Below are 17765 nucleotides of genomic sequence, written 5' to 3' on the forward strand. Positions count from 1 at the left end.
ATGAGGTGCCCCGTGTCCGCGTCGCGGACCAGATGCGTGTGATGCCGGGTCGCACGGCGACGTCCGCCCACGAGTGAGCGGGCTCGTGGGCGGACGAATGCCGTGGAGGCTGTGTGGATCAGGCGTTTCGCGGAGGCCTGGGGCCCAGGTCTCCGCGAGGCCGGCGGGTCAGGCGTTCGCGCGGGCGGCCATCCGCGCCTTGCGCGCGGCCAGCTTCTCGTCGAACTTGACCGCCTCGCTGTCCAGTCCACCCATGTAGAGCCCCAGCTCTTCCTGCGCCTTCAGCCCGTCCGGGCCGAGCCCGTCGATGTTCAGGACCTTCAGGTAGCGCAGCACGGGCTGGATCACGTCGTCGTGATGGATCCGCAGGTTGTAGATCTCGCCGATCGCCATCTGTGCTGCGGCCCGCTCGAAGCCGGGCATGCCATGACCGGGCATCCGGAAATTGACCACGACGTCACGCACGGCCTGCATCGTCAGATCCGGGGCGAGCTCGAAGGCCGCACCGAGCAGGTTGCGGTAGAAGACCATGTGCAGGTTCTCGTCGGTGGCGATCCGGGCCAGCATGCGGTCGCAGACCGGGTCGCCCGACTGGTGGCCGGTGTTGCGGTGCGAGACGCGGGTCGCGAGTTCCTGGAAGGCGACGTACGCCACGGAGTGCAGCATCGAGTGCCGGTTGTCGGACTCGAATCCCTCCGCCATGTGCGCCATGCGGAACTGTTCCAGCTTGTCCGGGTCGACGGCGCGCGAGGTGAGCAGGTAGTCGCGCATCACGATGCCGTGCCGGCCCTCCTCCGCGGTCCAGCGGTGCACCCAGGTGCCCCAGGCGCCGTCACGGCCGAACAGGGAGGCGATCTCGTGGTGGTAGCTGGGGAGGTTGTCCTCGGTCAGCAGGTTCACGACCAGTGCGATCTTGCCGATGTCGGTGACCTTGGACTGGTCGGCCTGCCACGCCTCACCGTCCTCGAAGATGCCGGGGAAATTCCGGCCGTCCGAGAAGGGGACGTACTCGTGGGGCATCCAGTCCTTGGCGACCTTGAGATGGCGGTTGAGCTCCTTCTCCACCACTTCTTCCAGGGCGTACAGCAGTTGGGCGTCGGTCCACGCCTTTGATGAACTGCCGAGGTGGGGAGAGGTGATCGTCACGGGGGCTCCTGGGGACGGGAGAAGTACCTACGGTCTCGTAGGTTACGAGACCGTAGGTTAAAGGCGGAGTAAGGTCCCCGCCAACCCCGCCCCCGCGAAGTCCGATTACGTACTGTTATGTCTGCAGGTCACGCAGGCGCACGGAGAGACAGGTCACGCACCCTTCCAGTTTCTCGAACTCACTGATATCGACTGATACAGGGTGATATCCGAACCCGGCGAACAAATCCGCGGTCTTCGGCGCGCTCGCGGCCATCAGTAGATTCCCGCCGCCGAGCAGCACCACGTGCGAGCCCGCCTCCTCCGGAACCGGCAGGAAACGGTCGAAGAGCGACGGCTCGTCAACCAGGGGTGGATACCCGACGACCGTGCCGTCCGGCAGCGCCGTCACTGCGGACTTCAGATGCAGCACCTTGGTCAGTGGCACGGCTGCGACACGGGCGCCCAGCGGCTCGAACGCGGATCTGAGCTGCCGCACCCCTTCCGCGTTCGTCCGGCCGCCGCGCCCGACAAGGACCGTGTCGCCGATCTTCAGGACGTCTCCGCCGTCCAGCGTGCCCGGCTTCCGTACCCGGTTCACCGAGCAGCCGAGCCCGGCCAGTGCCTCCTCCACGGCCGCCGTCTCGCCCCGGCGGGACTCCGCGCCGGACCGGGCGATGAGGGCCACGTTCCGGAACATCACGACGGTGTCCTCGACGAACACGCTGTCCGGGTATCCGTCCGCCGGCTCCACCTCGACCGTCTCCCATCCGTACTCGCCGAGGACGGCGACATACCGCTCCCACTGCTCGATGGCGAGGCGGACATCGACGGGGGTGCGCTCGACATGGGTGACGAGACCCTCGGCGAGACGTGGGTCGGGACGGCGGACCAGAGCTTTTCTGCTGGGCACGAGTAGTTCCCTCCATAGGGTTTCGGGGTGGAGTGCGGGTCGGCCACCTCGGCCACGTCTTCGACGGCGTACCGCGATTCCTGGACCGGTGGAGCCAGTGTCCGCATTCGCTCCAACGATCTCCGGTAGCGGCGCAGTTGCATATCGGCATCGAGCGGCATCGGGCCGTGCGAGGTCGAGCTGCGCCGTGTCGAGCCGAGGCACTGCGGCGCCGGACCCGGGACATGCTGCTCCGGGTCCGCCGACGGTTCGATGCCCTGCGGATACCTCTGCGAACAGCATCCGTCAGCATCCGTCCCATGGATCGGCCGAGAAGTCCGAGGAATGTCGCGAGCGCCGCAGCGGGAGCATGTGGCTGCTCGCCGCCGTGGTCGACCCGGAGGGCAGGGGACTGGCATCTCCCTCCGGCACCGACTCCGGCCGGCGCCTGAAGGAGCCGGGCCCACTCCACCGGTGGCCCCGGCCGGCGCCTTTCCCTCACATCTGCCACGGCTCAGAGCTCCGGCGTCACCGCCTCGGCCGTGGTGTCACGCAGTTCGCCGTCCAGCAGCAGCCAGCGCGTGATGCCGAGCGATTTCAGGAACGGCACATCGTGGCTCGCCACGATCAGCGCTCCCTCGTACGACTCCAGAGCCGCCGTCAGCCGACGTACGCTTGCCATGTCCAGATTGTTCGTCGGCTCGTCCAGCATCAGCAGCTGCGGTGCCGGTTCGGCCAGCAGCAGCGCCGCCAGTGCCGCACGGAAGCGTTCCCCGCCCGACAGCGTCCCCACGGGCCGTTCCGCCCGGCCCCCCTTGAACAGAAAGTGCGCCAGCCTCGCCCTGATCCGGTTGTACGTGGCATTCGGTGCGAATCGCGCCACGTTCTCCACCACGCTCAGTCCGTCGTCGAGCACATCCAGACGCTGAGGCAGAAAGCCCAGCGGCAATTGGGGTGTGGCCTCGCCGGATACCGGTGCCAGCTGACCGGCAATGGTCCGCAACAGTGTCGTCTTGCCCGCGCCGTTGCGGCCCACCAACGCGATCCGCTCGGGGCCCCGCAACTCGAACCAGCCGCTCACCCGCGCTCCGTAAGCGAGTTCCAGATCGCGCAGTACGAGCACACCCTGGCCCGGATGCACCTTGGTGTGCGGCAGCTCGACCCTGATCTCGTCGTCGTCCCGCACCGCCTCGACGGCGTCGTCGAGGCGCTCCTTCGCCTCCGCCAGCTTCCCGGCGTGCATCAGGCGATGCTTGCCGGCCGACTCCTGGGCGGCCCGCTTGCGGTTGCCCATGACGATCTTCGGCTCGCGCTTGTTGTCCGACATCTTCTGTCCGTAGCGCTTCCGCCGGGCCAACTTGACCTGTGCGTCGGCCAGTTCACGCTTCTGGCGCTGCACATCGGCCTCCGCTACCCGCACCATGCGCTCGGCCGCCTCCTGCTCGACGGCGAGCGCCTCCTCGTATTCCGAGAGATTCCCGCCGTACCAGGTGACCGATCCGTCCCGCAGATCCGCGATCTGGTCGACCCGCTCCAGGAGTTCACGGTCATGGCTGACGACGACCAGGACACCCGCCCATGCGCCGATCGCCTCGTACAGCCGCCTGCGCGCGTACAGGTCCAGATTGTTCGTGGGTTCGTCGAGCAGCAGCACCCCGGGGCGGGCCAGCAGCAGCGCGGCCAGGCGCAGCAGCACGCACTCGCCGCCCGACATCTCGCCGATCGTGCGGTCGAGCCCGATGTGGCCGAGGCCGAGCTGATCGAGCGTCGCGCGGGCGCGCTCCTCCACGTCCCAGTCGTCGCCGACGGCAGCGAACTGCTCCTCGCGGACGTCACCCGCCTCGATGGCGTGCAGAGCGGCCCGGGTGCCGGCGATTCCCAGGGCCGCATCGACCCGCAGTGCCGTGTCCAGAACCAGATTCTGCGGCAGATACCCGATCTCGCCCCGGGTCCGGATGTGGCCCTCGGTGGGGGTGAGTTCACCTGCGATCAGCCGCAACAGGGTTGACTTTCCACAGCCGTTGAGGCCGATGAGGCCGGTCCTGCCGGGGCCCACGGTCAGCTGGAAGTCGTCGAAGACGTCACTGCCGTCGGGCCAGGCGAAGGAGAGCGACGAACAGGCGATATGAGTCATGGGGGTAGACATACGGATCTCCCGGTTGCGAGGAAGGACAGGGGGCAACGGGTGAGACACCGGTCACGGGCGTTCCACGGACATGGCCGAGGAGGAGTCCCGGTTGCGGAGGACGGCTCGAAGAGCTGAGGTCACACTCGGGCGCGCAGACATGACAGACATGAACGGGCATGCACTGTCCGGACACGGCGCGCAACACGGTGTCTCACGACCTCAGACGAGCAACGTCCTTCTCCGATCCGACGACAACAAGGACGTCACGAACGCTACGACTGGACCTCGCGCCCCGGCAAACGATTTACGTTGATCCCGGTCGCGCCGGTGCGTGCGGCGGATCGGGGCCGCGCAATGACAAGTCGCTGGACGGGCAGAGCCCTGAGGATGCTCATGGTGTTCTGCGCCGGCGCGGTGCTGACCGGCTGCTTCGGACCGCAGCCACCGAGGTTCGGGGACGGGGTGTCCGTCCCCTCCGAGCAGCGGCGCATTCCGCTGACCGTCCCGCCGGGGCCGGATGCCGGTTCACCGCCTGGGACGTCCACCGCGGGACACGGCAGTGGAGCCGCCGGATCCCGGGGGCGTACCGGGTGCTGACCCCGTGCGGCGCCGACGCGCTGGGCGGCCGCGAAACCGCCCCCGGGCTGTGCGAGCCGTTGGTCATCGGCAAGGACCGGGTCGGCACCCTGGACGAGGAGACGCACCGCCCGGAGTGGATCCCCGGTCTGCGTCCTCCGGCCCGGACCGTCGACCGGGTCGCCCGGTTCAGCTGTCGGACCTTCCTGGTCACCGCACCGGCCAGGAGGAGTTGCCGGGCGACGGTTCTGGCGGCCGCTTCGCCGGGAGACGAACACAAGGGGTGGCGTTACGACTTCGTCCGGGACCAGCCGCAGGCGGCACGCGATCCGCACACCGGGTGCCGCTGGAACCCCAGCCTGCCCCTGAACACCGCCTACGACCTGGTGCTGCCCGAGCGGGGCGGCGCCCTGTCCTCGACCCGTACTTCGGCCCGGAGCACAGCCCCCGGCGGCTCGCCGAGGGGGCGTACGTGGTCGCGGCGGACGGCAGGGGCTCCCCGGACCTGATCCGCGCCCCCGGCAGCCCCGACCGCCCACTCGACGCCGGCGTGGTCGACCGGAAGCGGACCGAGGCGCTGGGGCCAGGGGCCCGGCAGGTGGTGGAGGGCCTCTTCCAGGCCGGGCGGAAACTACTGCTGGTCGGCTACGACGGCGCGGTGCGCCGACGCTGGACGTCGGACTGCATTGCCTTCCCCGCTGCGAAGTCCGCCGCGGTGATGTACTGCGACGGTCGGAACCTGCTGGAGGTCACAGCGGTGAAGACGGAGTGACCGGGCTCAGCACGCTCCGCCGAGCAGGTCCGTCAGACTCCGGTCGAGATCCAGAAAGCGGTGCTCCTGCCCCGACGGGACCAGCTCCTCGGCGCGCCTGAGGAAGCGACGCAGTTCCGCCGTGCGGACATGCACCATGGCGATGCCCTCGGTGGCATGGAACTCCAGGACCGTACGGTCGTAGCCGAACGGCCTGATCCGTACGTCCCCGACCCCGGCCGGTCCTTCCATTCCTGCCGCCAGCAGTTCGCGGGAGAACTCCCAGGACACCTCGGTGCCCTCCAGGGTTGCCGGGGCAGGGAAGGCCATGCGCACGGCGAACGGATCCTTGCGGTCGTACTGCAGAGTGGCGGGAAGGGTCTCCATCCGCGGCGCGGATGCGACCATGCGGGCCTGCACGGACTGCTCGATAACGCTGGACAAGACCTGCTCCCTCTTGCGGCCAGATGAACGGTTCCCGGCACTGACAGAGACGACGGAACTCCCTGATCCGTGCACGGGCGAGGGGGTGAGCTGCGTCACCGCACCGCACCCCCTTCGATGCACGTGCCCGCGTGGCGGCGGCGCACTCTGGACGGCGTACTGCCCGTGGGTTAGCTTCCTGCGCCATGAGGCCCAAGGGGAAGACGACACGACTGATGGCATGGGGACTGTGCGGGGCGGCGCTGACCGCGGCACTGGTCACACCGGCAGCGCAGGCAGCGCCGGGGCAGCGGCACGGACCCGGCGACCGGACGGGCTGGACACTCACGCAGACGGGAACCGACGCACGCTTCCGCGGCCTCGCTGCCGTCAGCCGCCGCACCGCCTGGGCCGCGGGCTCGAAGGGCACGGTGCTGCGCACTTCCGACGGCGGCCGTCACTGGCACGACGTGTCGCCGACGGGAGCGGCGGAGGCGGCACTGGAATTCCGTGACATCGAGGCGTTCGACGCGCGGCGTGCGGTGGCGCTGGCCATCGGTGAGGGCGAGGCGTCGCGGGTGTTCCGTACGGACGACGGTGGAGCGACCTGGACCGAGTCCTTCCGCAATACCGATGCCCGTGCCTTCTACGACTGCCTCACCTTCTTCGACAGCCGCCACGGGCTCGCCATGAGCGATCCCGTCGACGGCAGGTACCGGATCCTGTCCACCGCGGACGGTGGCCGCAGCTGGAACGTACTGCCCACAGCGGGGATGCCGGCCGCCCAGGCGGGCGAGGCGGCCTTCGCCGCCAGCGGCCAGTGCCTGGTCAGCTCGGGGCCGAAGGACGTCTGGCTGGCGACCGGCGGGGCGGCCACCGCACGGGTGCTGCACTCCGCCGACCGGGGGCTCACCTGGACGGCCACCGAATCGACGATCCCGGCCGGGGACCCGGCCCGCGGTGTCTTCGGTCTCGCCTTCCGCGACCGTACGCACGGCATTGCCGTCGGCGGCGACTACCGCGCCGGCCAGGCCTCTGCGGACGCCGCGGCCGTCACGGGCGACGGAGGCCGGACCTGGCAACGGTCCACCACCCCGCCGACCGCCTACCGTTCCGGCGTGGCCTGGGTCCCGCGCAGCCGCTCCACGGCACTCGCCGTCGGACCGACCGGGACGGACCTGACGACGGACGGCGGCCGCACCTGGCACACCGTCGACACTGGTTCGTACGACACCGTGGACTGCACGCAGGACGGCGGCTGCTGGGCGGCGGGGGAGAAGGGACGGATCGCCCGGATGAACTAGGGCGTGTGTCGGAAGTCCCGCCGTCAGCGCGAAGGGTGGGCCCGGCGGCGTCCGGCACGCATGCACGCTCGCTGCGAACGGGGTCTCCCCTGCTCGAGCGAAGCCGAGAGCGTGGGGAAGACCGACGACAACGCGGCAGATGTGCGTGCCGGGCCCCGCGGGCCCGGCAGGGTCCGAACGAGAGGCCTTACGGCAACTGCTGCCGGTACGGGGCGAGTTCGTCCGACGTCTTCGTCGCGATGAACTCCATGATCCGGTAGGCGCACACGCCCTCGGCCGCGAAGGGGTCGGCCGCCGTGATCTTCTCGATCCGCGTGCGGTCGTCCCCGACGGCGAGGATCACCCCGCCGTCGCGCGGGTTCTTGCGCCCGGACGCGATGAAGACCCCCGCCGCGTACTGCGTGTCCAGCCAGGCGACATGCGCCTCCATGAGCGCGTCGACGCGCTCGACGGGGGCGGTGTAGGTCAACTCGAGTACGAACATGGCTCTCACCCTACCGAGGCCTCATCGAGGCAGGTGCGGACGGGACTTCTAAGCTGGAAGGCACTATGACGACGCTCCGCACGCCGGCCGACGCAGCCGAAGCCCGCGCCATCCAGGACACCCTCCGCGCCCGCGTGGTGCTGGACGAGCCGGGACCGCCGCCCGGCACCGGACGGGTGACGGGTGTGGACGTCGCCTACGACGACGAGCGCGACCTCGTCGTGGCGGCGGCGGTCGTGCTCGACGCGGCCACCCTCGATCTCGTCGCCGAGGCCACCGCCACCGGCCGGGTGACCTTCCCGTACATCCCGGGGCTGCTCGCCTTCCGGGAGATACCGACGGTGTTGGCCGCGCTGGAATCCCTCCCGGTCGACCCCGGCCTCGTCGTCTGCGACGGCTACGGCAGGGCGCACCCGCGCCGGTTCGGGCTCGCCAGCCACCTCGGCGTCCTCACCGGACTGCCGGTCATCGGCGTCGCCAAGAACCCGTTCACCTTCACGTACGAACAGCCGGGCCCCCGGCGCGGCGACTTCTCCCCCCTCGTCGACGGGGACGAGGAAGTGGGCAGGGCGCTGCGCACCCAGGACGGCACCAAGCCGGTGTACGTGTCCGTCGGCCACCGGACCGGTCTGGACAACGCCTGCGCGCACACACTCCTGCTGGCCAGGGACTTCCGTCAGCCGGAGACGACCCGTAGGGCCGACGCGCTCTGCAGGCGGGTCCTCCGGGAGGCGACCGTCTGAGCGTCCGACGGCGCCCGCGTCCGAGTATCTGAGTAGGTGTACGGATACCACGTGCCGATCATGAACGGCACGCTGGTGCGTATGACCGATCATCGAACGTCCACACGTGCCGGAACCGTCTACGTCGCCCAGCGGCGCGTCGCCATAGGGATGACTCTCGGGGTTCTTGCCGGAGTCGTCTGGACCGTCTCGATGATCTGCACGCTCGTGTCCTGGATTTTCTGACGCCGGGACGGCCCGCGGATGCGGCCGTCCCGGCGTGAATCCGCTCAGCGCGTCGCCGCGACCCGGAAGCGCAGCCCGGCGCCGCGCAGCCGCTCCAGCAGTGCGTCGCCCATCGCGACGGCAGTCGTGACCTGCCCGGATGTCGGCGGGAGTTCGTCCAGGGCGAGGCAGAGGGCGGACTGGGCGAGCATCTTCGCCGTCTCGTCGTAGCCGGGGTCGCCGCCGGAGACCTCCGTGAACACCCGGCGCCCGCCGCCTTCCCCGACGAACCGGACCGTGAACCAGCTCCGCTTCCGGCGCTCCGCGTCCGGGCCCTCACCGGGCTCGTACCGGTCCGTCAGCCAGCTGCGCGCGGCGGGCACCTGCGCGGCGCCCACGAGGGCGCCGATCGCGGCCGTGCCGCCCAGCGCCATCGGCAGCGTCTTCACCGAGGCGAAGTGGCGGTAGCGGAAGTCGGGGCCGTACCGCGCGAGCGCCCGCGCGGAGCGCTCGATGACCTGCGGGTCCAGTGTCGGCAGGGGCAGTGCCCAGGTGCCGGTCTCGGCGCTGAAGTGCGGGGTGCCGAAGCGGGCGCGGGCGCGGCGTCCGACCAGGCGCGGTTCGTGCAGCCGTCGCTCCTGCGCGGCGCGCAGCATCTGCGGGCCGCGGCCCATGGCGGTGAGAGCCGAGGCGAACGTGCCGCCGGAGAAGACGGCGTTGCTTCGGACGAACCCGTCGATGGTCAGCGGCACGTCCTGCGGCAGCTGCTGGACGGTGAAGTAGACGCCGAGGTCGTGCGGTACGGAGTCGAAGCCGCAGGCGTGCACGAGCCGCGCCCCGGTCTCGCGGGCCCGCGCATCGTGCTCCAGAAACATCCGGTCGACGAACTCGGCCTCGCCGGTCAGGTCCGTGTAGTCCGTCCCCGCCTCCGCGCAGGCGGCGACCAGCTGCTCGCCGTACCAGACGTAGGGGCCCACGGTGGTGGCCACCACGTGGGTCGATTCGGCGAGTGCGCGCAGTGAACCGGGGTCGTCGGCGTCGGCGTGCAGCAGCGGAAGGTCCGCGCAGCGCGGATCGACGGCGGCCAGGCGCTCGCGCAGCTTCTGCAGCTTGGCCGGGCTGCGGCCGGCCAGCGCCCAGCGGCAGCCGTCGGGTGCGTGGGCGGCGAGATATTCGGCGGTGAGGGCACCCACGAAGCCGGTGGCGCCGAAGAGGACTATGTCATAGGGGCGTTGTGCCCCGTTCTGCCTGTTCACGAGTGTCTCCGCAGGGGCCGGCGCCGATGTAGCAGGCAGAGGTTAGCGGAGGGGTTCGTGGCGGTGCGCAGTCGGGCGGCGTTCGTGGGGGAGGATCCTCGAGAAAGAACCAAGACCGACCGGCAATCGGGGGGCGGCGTCACGGGGCTCGGGCACGCACCTCGCGGCGGCGTCGTCGTCAATCACCATGGCTCCTTCCCCAAGCTCTCGGCTTCGCTCGAGCAGGGGAGACCTCATCCGGCTCAATCCTCCGCCTTGCGATCCAAGCACCCCGGCCCCGCTTCTTCACCCACCCCCCAATTGCCGGTCGGTCTAAGCGCTTGCTCAGCCAAAAGGGTTGTGCGGAGCGCGGAGCATTCTTAGCATCGTCGCTGTTACATCAGTTGTGTCACACCGCTGGGGGTTCGATGGCAACGACAGAGCACGGCCCGCTCGCGGGTGTGCGCGTGGTCGAGCTGGCGGGTATCGGACCCGGCCCGTTCGCCGCGATGCTGCTGGCCGACCTCGGCGCCGACGTCGTCAGGGTCGACCGGCCCGGCGGCGCGGGGCTCGGCATCGACCCCGCGTACGACCTCACCAACCGCAACAAACGCTCGGTGCTCGTCGACCTCAAGGCCGAGGACGGCCCGGGCCGCGTCCTGGACCTGGTCGAACGCGCCGACATCCTCATCGAGGGCTACCGGCCGGGCGTCGCCGAGCGCCTGGGCGTCGGCCCCGACGCCTGCCTGGCCCGCAACCCGCGGATCGTGTACGGGCGGATGACCGGCTGGGGCCAGGACGGACCGCTCGCCGAACGGGCCGGGCACGACATCGCGTACATCGCCGTCACCGGCACCCTCTCCATGATCGGCAAGCCCGGCGAGCCGCCCACCGTCCCCGCCAATCTGGTCGGCGACTACGCGGGCGGTTCGCTCTACCTCGTCGTCGGCGTCCTCGCCGCCCTCCAGCACGCCCGGACCCCCGGCGGCGCGGGTCAGGTCGTGGACGCGGCGATCGTCGACGGCGCCGCCCATCTCGCAACGATGATCCACGGGATGCTGGCGGCCGGCGGCTGGCAGGACCGGCGCGGCTCCAACCTCCTGGACGGCGGCTGCCCGTTCTACGGGTCGTACGAGACCTCCGACGGCCAGTACATGGCGGTCGGCCCGCTGGAGCAGCAGTTCTACGACGAGTTCATCAAGCTCCTCGGCATCGAGGACCGAGCCCCGGACCGCGGCGATTTCACCCGCTGGGACGAGCTGCGCACGGTCGTCGCCGACCGGTTCAAGACCCGGACACGCGCGGAGTGGACCGAGGTCTTCGAAGCCACGGACGCCTGCGTGGCCCCGGTCCTCTCGCTCCGCGAGGCCCCGCACCACCCGCACCTCGCTGCCCGCTCCACCTTCGTCGAGCACGCCGACCTCGTCCAGCCCGCCCCCGCACCCCGCTTCTCCGCCACCCCGGTCTCCGTGCGCAGCGGACCCGCGCAGCCCGGCGCGGACACCGAGGGCGTCGCCCGGGACTGGGACGTACCGAGCATCCACCGGACCGGGAAGGACACCACCGCCTGATGGAACTCTCCCTGCCGCTGAACTACGCGGGTGACCCGCGCGAGGCCTGCGACCAGGTCGCAGCGCTGGAGTCCGCCGGACTCGACGCCGTCCGGGTCGCGGAGGCGTACGGCTTCGACCCGCCCACCCGCATGGGCTGTCCGGCGGCGCGTACCGAACGTATGAAGATCGGTGCGGCGATGCTCAACGTCATCCCGGTCGGTCCCGACCCGGCCCGGCTGATCTCCACCGTCAAGAACTGGCTCTAGGGGGCCCGCAGTGCAGCGGCAGATCTTCACCGAGGAGCACGACGCGTTCCGCGAGACCGTCCGGACCTTCCTCACCAAGGAAGTCCTCCCGCACTACGAGCAGTGGGAGAAGGACGGCATCGTCTCGCGCGAGGCCTGGCTCGCGGCAGGCCGGCAAGGGCTGCTCGGCCTCGCCGTCCCCGAGGAGTACGGGGGCGGCGGCACCACCGACTTCCGCTACAGCGCCGTCCTCGCCGAGGAATTCACCCGGGCCGGCGCCCCGGGGCTCGCGCTCGGCCTGCACAACGACATCATCGGTCCCTACCTCACCGGCCTCGCCACCGAGGAACAGAAGCGGCGCTGGCTGCCCGGCTTCTGCAGCGGCGAGATCATCACCGCCATCGCGATGACCGAACCCGGCGCCGGTTCCGACCTCCAGGGCATCCGCACCACCGCCGAGGACAAGGGCGACCACTGGCTGCTCAACGGCTCCAAGACGTTCATCTCCAACGGCATCCTCGCCGACCTGGTGATCGTCGTCGCGAAGACCACCGCGGAGGGTGGCGCGAAGGGGCTCTCGCTGATCGTCGTCGAACGCGGTGCGGAGGGCTTCGAGCGGGGCCGCAACCTCGACAAGATCGGCCAGAAGTCCCAGGACACGGCCGAGCTGTTCTTCAACGACGTCCGCGTCCCCAAGGAGAACCTGCTCGGAGAACGCGACGGCGCGTTCGTCCACCTGATGACCAACCTGGCGCAGGAGCGGATGGGCATAGCGGTCGCCGGCATCGCCGCCGCCGAGTACCTCCTGGAGATCACCACCCAGTACGTCAAGGAGCGCGAGGCCTTCGGGCGGCCGCTCTCCAAGCTCCAGCACATCCGCTTCGAGATCGCCGAGATGGCCACCGAGTGCGCCGTCACCCGGGCCTTCCTCGACCGGTGCATCGTCGACCACTCGGACGGGAAGCTCGACGCCGTGCACGCGTCGATGGCCAAGTGGTGGGCCACCGAACTGCAGAAGCGCGTCGCCGACCGCTGCCTCCAGCTCCACGGCGGATACGGCTACATGACGGAATACCGGGTCGCCAAGGCGTTCACCGACGGCCGCATCCAGACCATCTACGGCGGCACGACCGAGATCATGAAGGAGATCATCGGCCGCTCGCTGCTCGCCTGACCCCCGACGCCCGATCACCCTCGAAAGGCTGCTGTCTTGAGTACCGAAGCATTTGTCTACGACGCGATCCGCACCCCGCGCGGCCGCGGCAAGGCCAATGGCGCCCTGCACGGCACCAAGCCGATCGACCTCGTCGTCGGCCTCATCCACGAAATGCGCAACCGCTTCCCGGGCCTGGACCCGGCCGCCATCGACGACATCGTCCTCGGCGTGGTCAGCCCGCTCGGCGACCAGGGCTCCGACATCGCCCGGATCGCCGCCATCGCCGCCGGACTCCCGGACACGGTGGCGGGCGTCCAGGAGAACCGGTTCTGTGCCTCCGGTCTGGAAGCCGTCAACCTGGCTGCCGCGAAGATCCGTTCGGGCTGGGAGGACCTGATCCTCGCAGGCGGTGTCGAATCGATGTCCCGGGTGCCGATGGGCTCCGACGGCGGCGCCTGGGCGATGGACCCGATGACCAACTACGAGACCGGCTTCGCCCCGCAGGGCGTCGGCGCCGACCTCATCGCCACCATCGAGGGCTTCTCGCGCCGCGACGTCGACGAGTTCGCCGCGCTCTCCCAGGAGCGGGCCGCCGATGCGTGGAAGGACGGCCGGTTCGCACGCTCCGTCGTCCCGGTCAAGGACCGCAACGGCCTCGTCGTCCTCGACCACGACGAGCACATGCGCCCCGGTACCACCGCCGACTCGCTGGCCGCGCTCAAGCCCTCGTTCGCCACCATCGGCGAGCTGGGCGGCTTCGACGCCGTGGCACTGCAGAAGTACCACTGGGTCGAGAAGATCGACCACGTCCACCACGCGGGCAACTCCTCCGGCATCGTGGACGGCGCCGCGCTCGTCGCCATCGGCAACAAGGAGACCGGCGAGCGGTACGGACTCACGCCGCGCGCCCGGATCGTCTCCGCCGCGGTCTCCGGCTCCGAGCCGACCATCATGCTGACCAGCCCCGCGCCCGCCACCCGCAAGGCCCTCGCCAAGGCCGGGCTCACCATCGACGACATCGATCTCGTCGAGATCAACGAGGCGTTCGCCGGTGTCGTGCTCCGCTTCGCCCGGGACATGGGGCTCTCCCTCGACAAGATCAACGTCAACGGCGGCGCCATCGCGCTCGGCCACCCGCTCGGCGCCACCGGCGCGATGATTCTCGGCACCCTCATCGACGAACTGGAGCGCCAGGACAAGCGGTACGGCCTCGCCACCCTCTGCGTCGGCGGTGGCATGGGCGTCGCCACCGTCATCGAGCGTCTCTGACCGTCCCCGGCCACCCCTTGCTTACGGAGAACACCGCAATGACCGAGAGCACGACCATCTGCTGGGAACAGGACGAGACCGGCGTCGTCACCCTCGTACTCGACGACCCCAACCAGTCCGCCAACACGATGAACCAGGCCTTCAAGGACTCCATCGCGGCCGTCGCCGACCGCGCGGAAGCCGAGAAGGACTCCATCCGCGGCATCATCTACACCTCCGCCAAGAAGACCTTCTTCGCGGGCGGCGACCTCAAAGACATGATCAAGGTCGGTCCGGAGAACGCCCAGGACGCCTTCGACGTCGGCACCGCCATCAAGAACTCGCTGCGCCGCATCGAGACCCTCGGCATCCCCGTCGTCGCCGCCATCAACGGCGCGGCCCTCGGCGGTGGCTACGAGATCGCGCTCGCCTCCCACCACCGCATCGCCCTCGACACGCCCGGCTCCCGCATCGGCCTGCCCGAGGTCACCCTCGGCCTGCTGCCCGCGGGCGGCGGTGTCACCCGCACCGTACGCCTCATGGGCGTCGCCGACGCGCTGCTGAAGGTCCTCCTCCAGGGCACCCAGTACACCCCGAAGCGCGCCCTGGAGAACGGCCTCGTCCACGAGGTGGCGGCCACGCCCGAGGAGATGCTCGACAAGGCCCGCGCCTTCATCGACGCCAACCCCGAGTCCCAGCAGCCCTGGGACGTCAAGGGCTACAGGATCCCCGGCGGCACCCCGTCGAACCCGAAGTTCGCGGCCAACCTGCCCGCCTTCCCGGCCAACCTGAAGAAGCAGCTCGCGGGCGCCCCCATGCCGGCGCCCCGCAACATCCTGGCCGCCGCCGTCGAGGGCTCCCAGGTCGACTTCGAGACCGCGCTGACCATCGAGGCCCGGTACTTCACCGAGCTCGTCACCGGCCAGATCTCGAAGAACATGATCCAGGCGTTCTTCTTCGACCTCCAGGCAGTCAACTCCGGCGCCAACCGCCCCAAGGGCATCGAGGAGCGCCAGGTCAGGAAGGTCGCCGTCCTCGGCGCCGGGATGATGGGCGCAGGCATCGCGTACTCCTGCGCGCGCGCCGGCATCGAGGTCGTCCTCAAGGACGTCTCCACCGAGGCGGCCGCCAAGGGCAAGGCGTACAGCGAGAGGCTGCTCGCCAAGGCGCTCTCCCGGGGCCGCACGACCGAGGCGAAGCGCGACGAGCTGCTGGCCCGCATCACCCCGACCGGCGACCCGGCCGATCTGGCGGGCTGCGACGCCGTCATCGAGGCGGTCTTCGAGGACACCGCGCTCAAGCACAAGGTGTTCCAGGAGATCCAGGACATCATCGAGCCCGACGCGCTGCTCTGCTCCAACACCTCGACCCTGCCGATCACCGTCCTCGCCAAGGGGGTGACGCGCCCCTCCGACTTCATCGGCCTGCACTTCTTCTCGCCCGTCGACAAGATGCCGCTGGTCGAGATCATCAAGGGCGAGCAGACCGGCGACGAGGCCCTGGCGCGCGCCTTCGACCTGGTCCGCCGGATCCGGAAGACGCCGATCGTCGTCAACGACTCGCGCGGCTTCTTCACCTCGCGGGTCATCGGTCAGTTCATCAACGAGGGCGTCGCCATGGTCGGCGAGGGCGTCGAGCCCGCGTCGGTCGAGCAGGCAGCGGCGCAGTCCGGCTACCCGGCCAAGGTCCTCTCGCTGATGGACGAGCTGACGCTGACCCTGCCGCGCAAGATCCGCAACGAGACGAAGCGCGCGGTCGAGGAGGCGGGCGGCACCTGGGCCGGGCACCCTGCGGACGAGGTCATCGACCGGATGGTCGACGAGTTCGGTCGTACCGGCCGGAGCGGTGGCGCGGGGTTCTACGAGTACGACGAGGACGGCAAGAGGGCCCGGTTGTGGCCGGGGCTGCGCGAGCACTTCACGAAGGCGGGCACCGACATCCCCTTCATCGACATGAAGGAGCGGATGCTCTTCTCCGAGGCCCTGGACAGCGTCCGCTGCCTGGAGGAGAACGTCCTCATCTCGGTCGCCGACGCCAACATCGGCTCCATCATGGGCATCGGCTTCCCGCCGTGGACGGGAGGCGTGCTCCAGTACATCAACGGGTACGAGGGCGGCCTGCCCGGCTTCGTGGCGCGCGCCCGGGAACTCGCCGAGAAGTACGGCGACCGGTTCCTGCCGCCCGCGCTGCTGCTGGAGAAGGCCGAGAAGGGCGAGACCTTCCACGACTGACCGGCGGCCCGGCGGGCCACGTGCGGCCGGAGGCTGCGGCATCCGCACCCTTCGGCCGGAAAATGCCGGGTGGACGGCGGGACACCCTGTTAGCGTCGGTGCCATGAAGCGCGCTGCTGCCATGACGACGACGCCGGAGAGTGTCCCGGCGCGCTGACAGATGTCTCAGTCCGAAGCCCCGGGGCGAGTGCCCCGGGGCTTCGGCTTGCGGCCACTCGCCCGATGACCGCGAGGAGACCGCCATGCACGACCACCGCAAGCTCGGCCGCGAACTGGCCCTGTTCGACACCGATCCGCTGATCGGCGCGGGACTTCCGTACTGGCTGCCCGACGGCGCAACCGTGCGGCACACCCTGGAGGAGTACATCCGCACCGCTGAGCGGCGGGCCGGCTACCGGCATGTGTACTCGCCGGTGCTGGGCAAGCGGGAACTGTACGAGATCTCCGGGCACTGGTCGCACTACAGCGACGACATGTTCCCGCCGATGGACCTGGGATCGGAGCAGGTCGTCCTGCGGCCGAGTCTCTGCCCCCACCACGCGGTGATCTACCGCTCCCGCTCGCACAGCTACCGCGAGCTCCCGCTGCGCATGGCCGAACTGGGCGGCATGTACCGCTCCGAACTGTCCGGCGTGCTCGGCGGGCTGACCCGCGTCCGGGCCATCCAGCTGAACGACGCGCACATCTTCTGCACCCTGGACCAGGTCGCCGACGAGGCGCGGGCCGCCCTGGAGATGATCCGCAGTGCCTACGAGGCGCTGGGCATCCGTCCGGCCCGCTACCGGCTCTCCCTCCCCGGCCCCGGCGGCAAGTACGTGGCCGCCCCCGAGAAGTGGCAGCGGTCCACCGCCCTGCTCACCGAGGTACTCGACCGCTCCGGCCTGCCGTACGACTCGGCGGAGGGCGAGGCCGCGTTCTACGGCCCGAAGATCGACGTCCAGGTCACCGATGGTGCGGGCAGGGAATCCACCCTGTCCACCGTCCAGGTCGACTTCCACCAGCCCGAGCAGTTCGACCTGCACTACATCGGCGCGGACGGCGCGAAACACCGGCCGGTCATGATCCACCGCAGCATCATCGGCAGCGTGGAGCGGGCCGTCGCCCACCTCATCGAACAGCACGGCGGCGCCTTCCCCGCCTGGCTCGCCCCGACCCAGCTGGCGATCCTCCCGGTCTCCGCGGCGGAACTGCCGAACGCCGTCGCGCTGGCGGCGCGCTGCACCGAGCGCGGGCTGCGGGCCGAGATCGCCGGGCCGGAACGCGGCACCCTGGGCGCCCGCATCCGGGAGGACCGCCTGGTGCCGTACCAAGCGGTCATCGGAGCCAAGGAAGCCGTCGACGACCACGTCGCCGTACGACTGCGCGACGGACGCCGCCTCGACCCGCAACCCGCCGACGCCTTCCTCGAACGGATCGGCGCGCTCATCGACGACCACAGCACCGAGCTGTGGGACGACGCCGCATAAC

The 17765-nt window shown here is 70.1% G+C and carries 16 protein-coding genes and 1 pseudogene; 11 read left to right on the plus strand and 6 right to left on the minus strand.

The genetic code is table 11. The annotated features are described in order from the left end of the window. Positions 1 to 168 precede the first annotated feature (168 nt). From ACFU6I_RS07755 to ACFU6I_RS07765, 3 genes are all read right to left on the minus strand, one after another. Complete coding sequence (locus tag ACFU6I_RS07755) at positions 169 to 1146, minus strand: acyl-ACP desaturase (protein ID WP_384362788.1); 978 nt, start codon at positions 1144 to 1146, stop codon at positions 169 to 171. A 115-nt stretch (positions 1147 to 1261) separates the two neighbouring features. Further along, the gene (gene ddaH / locus ACFU6I_RS07760) at positions 1262 to 2038 is read right to left on the minus strand and encodes a dimethylargininase (protein WP_384362790.1); all 777 of its coding nucleotides are present in this window, start codon (positions 2036 to 2038) and stop codon (positions 1262 to 1264) included. A gap of 493 nt (positions 2039 to 2531) precedes the next feature. Further along, entirely contained in the window at positions 2532 to 4163 is a 1632-nt protein-coding gene (locus tag ACFU6I_RS07765) for an ABC-F family ATP-binding cassette domain-containing protein (protein WP_384362792.1), read from the minus strand. Between the two features lie 572 nt (positions 4164 to 4735). On the opposite strand from ACFU6I_RS07765, the gene ACFU6I_RS07770 reads away from it, so the two are divergent. After that, the gene (locus ACFU6I_RS07770; RefSeq protein ID WP_384362794.1) at positions 4736 to 5230 is read left to right on the plus strand and encodes a hypothetical protein; all 495 of its coding nucleotides are present in this window, start codon (positions 4736 to 4738) and stop codon (positions 5228 to 5230) included. Beyond that, on the plus strand, positions 5194 to 5493 hold the full coding sequence (locus ACFU6I_RS07775; RefSeq protein WP_384362796.1) for a hypothetical protein: 300 nt from the start codon (positions 5194 to 5196) through the stop codon (positions 5491 to 5493). The genes ACFU6I_RS07770 and ACFU6I_RS07775 overlap by 37 nt, the downstream gene beginning before the upstream one ends. Before the next feature lie 6 nt (positions 5494 to 5499). On the opposite strand, the gene ACFU6I_RS07780 is transcribed toward ACFU6I_RS07775, so the two are convergent. Then, entirely contained in the window at positions 5500 to 5916 is a 417-nt protein-coding gene (locus ACFU6I_RS07780; RefSeq protein ID WP_384362798.1) for an SsgA family sporulation/cell division regulator, read from the minus strand. 185 nt (positions 5917 to 6101) lie between these two features. Between ACFU6I_RS07780 and ACFU6I_RS07785 the strand changes: the two genes are divergently transcribed. Continuing rightward, positions 6102 to 7199, plus strand: coding sequence for a WD40/YVTN/BNR-like repeat-containing protein (locus tag ACFU6I_RS07785; RefSeq protein ID WP_384362800.1), 1098 nt, complete (start codon positions 6102 to 6104; stop codon positions 7197 to 7199). Positions 7200 to 7386: 187 nt separating this feature from the next. Here ACFU6I_RS07785 and ACFU6I_RS07790 read toward each other — a convergent pair whose 3' ends face one another. Next, positions 7387 to 7683: a YciI family protein gene (locus ACFU6I_RS07790; protein ID WP_384362802.1), complete on the minus strand. Its 297-nt coding sequence runs from the start codon at positions 7681 to 7683 to the stop codon at positions 7387 to 7389. A gap of 65 nt (positions 7684 to 7748) precedes the next feature. On the opposite strand from ACFU6I_RS07790, the gene ACFU6I_RS07795 reads away from it, so the two are divergent. Both ACFU6I_RS07795 and mmpA read left to right on the plus strand, forming a co-directional pair. Next, on the plus strand, positions 7749 to 8426 hold the full coding sequence (locus ACFU6I_RS07795; protein WP_384362804.1) for an endonuclease V: 678 nt from the start codon (positions 7749 to 7751) through the stop codon (positions 8424 to 8426). A gap of 81 nt (positions 8427 to 8507) precedes the next feature. Further along, the gene (gene mmpA, locus ACFU6I_RS07800; RefSeq protein ID WP_384362806.1) at positions 8508 to 8651 is read left to right on the plus strand and encodes a morphogenic membrane protein MmpA; all 144 of its coding nucleotides are present in this window, start codon (positions 8508 to 8510) and stop codon (positions 8649 to 8651) included. Positions 8652 to 8695: 44 nt separating this feature from the next. On the opposite strand, the gene ACFU6I_RS07805 is transcribed toward mmpA, so the two are convergent. Continuing rightward, positions 8696 to 9886 (minus strand): saccharopine dehydrogenase family protein, encoded by a 1191-nt coding sequence (locus tag ACFU6I_RS07805; protein ID WP_384362808.1) that lies wholly within the window; start codon positions 9884 to 9886, stop codon positions 8696 to 8698. 407 nt (positions 9887 to 10293) lie between these two features. Between ACFU6I_RS07805 and ACFU6I_RS07810 the strand changes: the two genes are divergently transcribed. The 6 genes and pseudogenes from ACFU6I_RS07810 to thrS all read left to right on the plus strand — a co-directional run bounded on the left by ACFU6I_RS07810 (position 10294) and on the right by thrS (position 17764). Then, positions 10294 to 11436 carry a CaiB/BaiF CoA transferase family protein gene (locus ACFU6I_RS07810; protein WP_384362810.1) on the plus strand — a complete coding sequence of 381 codons (1143 nt, stop codon included), beginning with the start codon at positions 10294 to 10296 and terminating at the stop codon, positions 11434 to 11436. Next, a pseudogene (locus ACFU6I_RS07815) lies at positions 11436 to 11627 on the plus strand (LLM class flavin-dependent oxidoreductase); the annotation flags it as partial. The gene ACFU6I_RS07810 and the pseudogene ACFU6I_RS07815, both read left to right, overlap by 1 nt. Before the next feature lie 67 nt (positions 11628 to 11694). Then, positions 11695 to 12837 (plus strand): acyl-CoA dehydrogenase family protein, encoded by a 1143-nt coding sequence (locus ACFU6I_RS07820; RefSeq protein ID WP_345516326.1) that lies wholly within the window; start codon positions 11695 to 11697, stop codon positions 12835 to 12837. A 36-nt stretch (positions 12838 to 12873) separates the two neighbouring features. Continuing rightward, positions 12874 to 14088, plus strand: a complete 1215-nt coding sequence (locus tag ACFU6I_RS07825; RefSeq protein WP_384362813.1) for an acetyl-CoA C-acetyltransferase — start codon at positions 12874 to 12876, stop codon at positions 14086 to 14088. Positions 14089 to 14126: 38 nt separating this feature from the next. Next, complete coding sequence (locus tag ACFU6I_RS07830) at positions 14127 to 16298, plus strand: 3-hydroxyacyl-CoA dehydrogenase NAD-binding domain-containing protein (protein ID WP_384362815.1); 2172 nt, start codon at positions 14127 to 14129, stop codon at positions 16296 to 16298. A 140-nt stretch (positions 16299 to 16438) separates the two neighbouring features. Next, the gene (thrS, locus tag ACFU6I_RS07835) at positions 16439 to 17764 is read left to right on the plus strand and encodes a threonine--tRNA ligase (RefSeq protein WP_384362817.1); all 1326 of its coding nucleotides are present in this window, start codon (positions 16439 to 16441) and stop codon (positions 17762 to 17764) included. The last annotated feature ends 1 nt before the right edge of the window (position 17765 follow it).

It is taken from the genome of Streptomyces sp. NPDC057486 (genome assembly GCF_042802415.1).
Taxonomy (GTDB): Bacteria; Actinomycetota; Actinomycetes; order Streptomycetales; family Streptomycetaceae; genus Streptomyces; species Streptomyces yanii.

Excerpts from the sequence above, each read along its gene's own strand:
- ACFU6I_RS07785 (WP_384362800.1), top strand. The coding sequence starts at position 6,102 with ATGAGGCCCAAGGGGAAGACGACACGACTGATGGCATGGGGACTGTGC.
- ACFU6I_RS07830 (WP_384362815.1), top strand. The coding sequence starts at position 14,127 with ATGACCGAGAGCACGACCATCTGCTGGGAACAGGACGAGACCGGCGTC.
- ACFU6I_RS07810 (WP_384362810.1), top strand. The coding sequence starts at position 10,294 with ATGGCAACGACAGAGCACGGCCCGCTCGCGGGTGTGCGCGTGGTCGAG.
- ACFU6I_RS07795 (WP_384362804.1), top strand. The coding sequence starts at position 7,749 with ATGACGACGCTCCGCACGCCGGCCGACGCAGCCGAAGCCCGCGCCATC.
- mmpA (WP_384362806.1), top strand. The coding sequence starts at position 8,508 with ATGACCGATCATCGAACGTCCACACGTGCCGGAACCGTCTACGTCGCC.
- ACFU6I_RS07790 (WP_384362802.1), bottom strand. The coding sequence starts at position 7,683 with ATGTTCGTACTCGAGTTGACCTACACCGCCCCCGTCGAGCGCGTCGAC.
- ACFU6I_RS07765 (WP_384362792.1), bottom strand. The coding sequence starts at position 4,163 with ATGTCTACCCCCATGACTCATATCGCCTGTTCGTCGCTCTCCTTCGCC.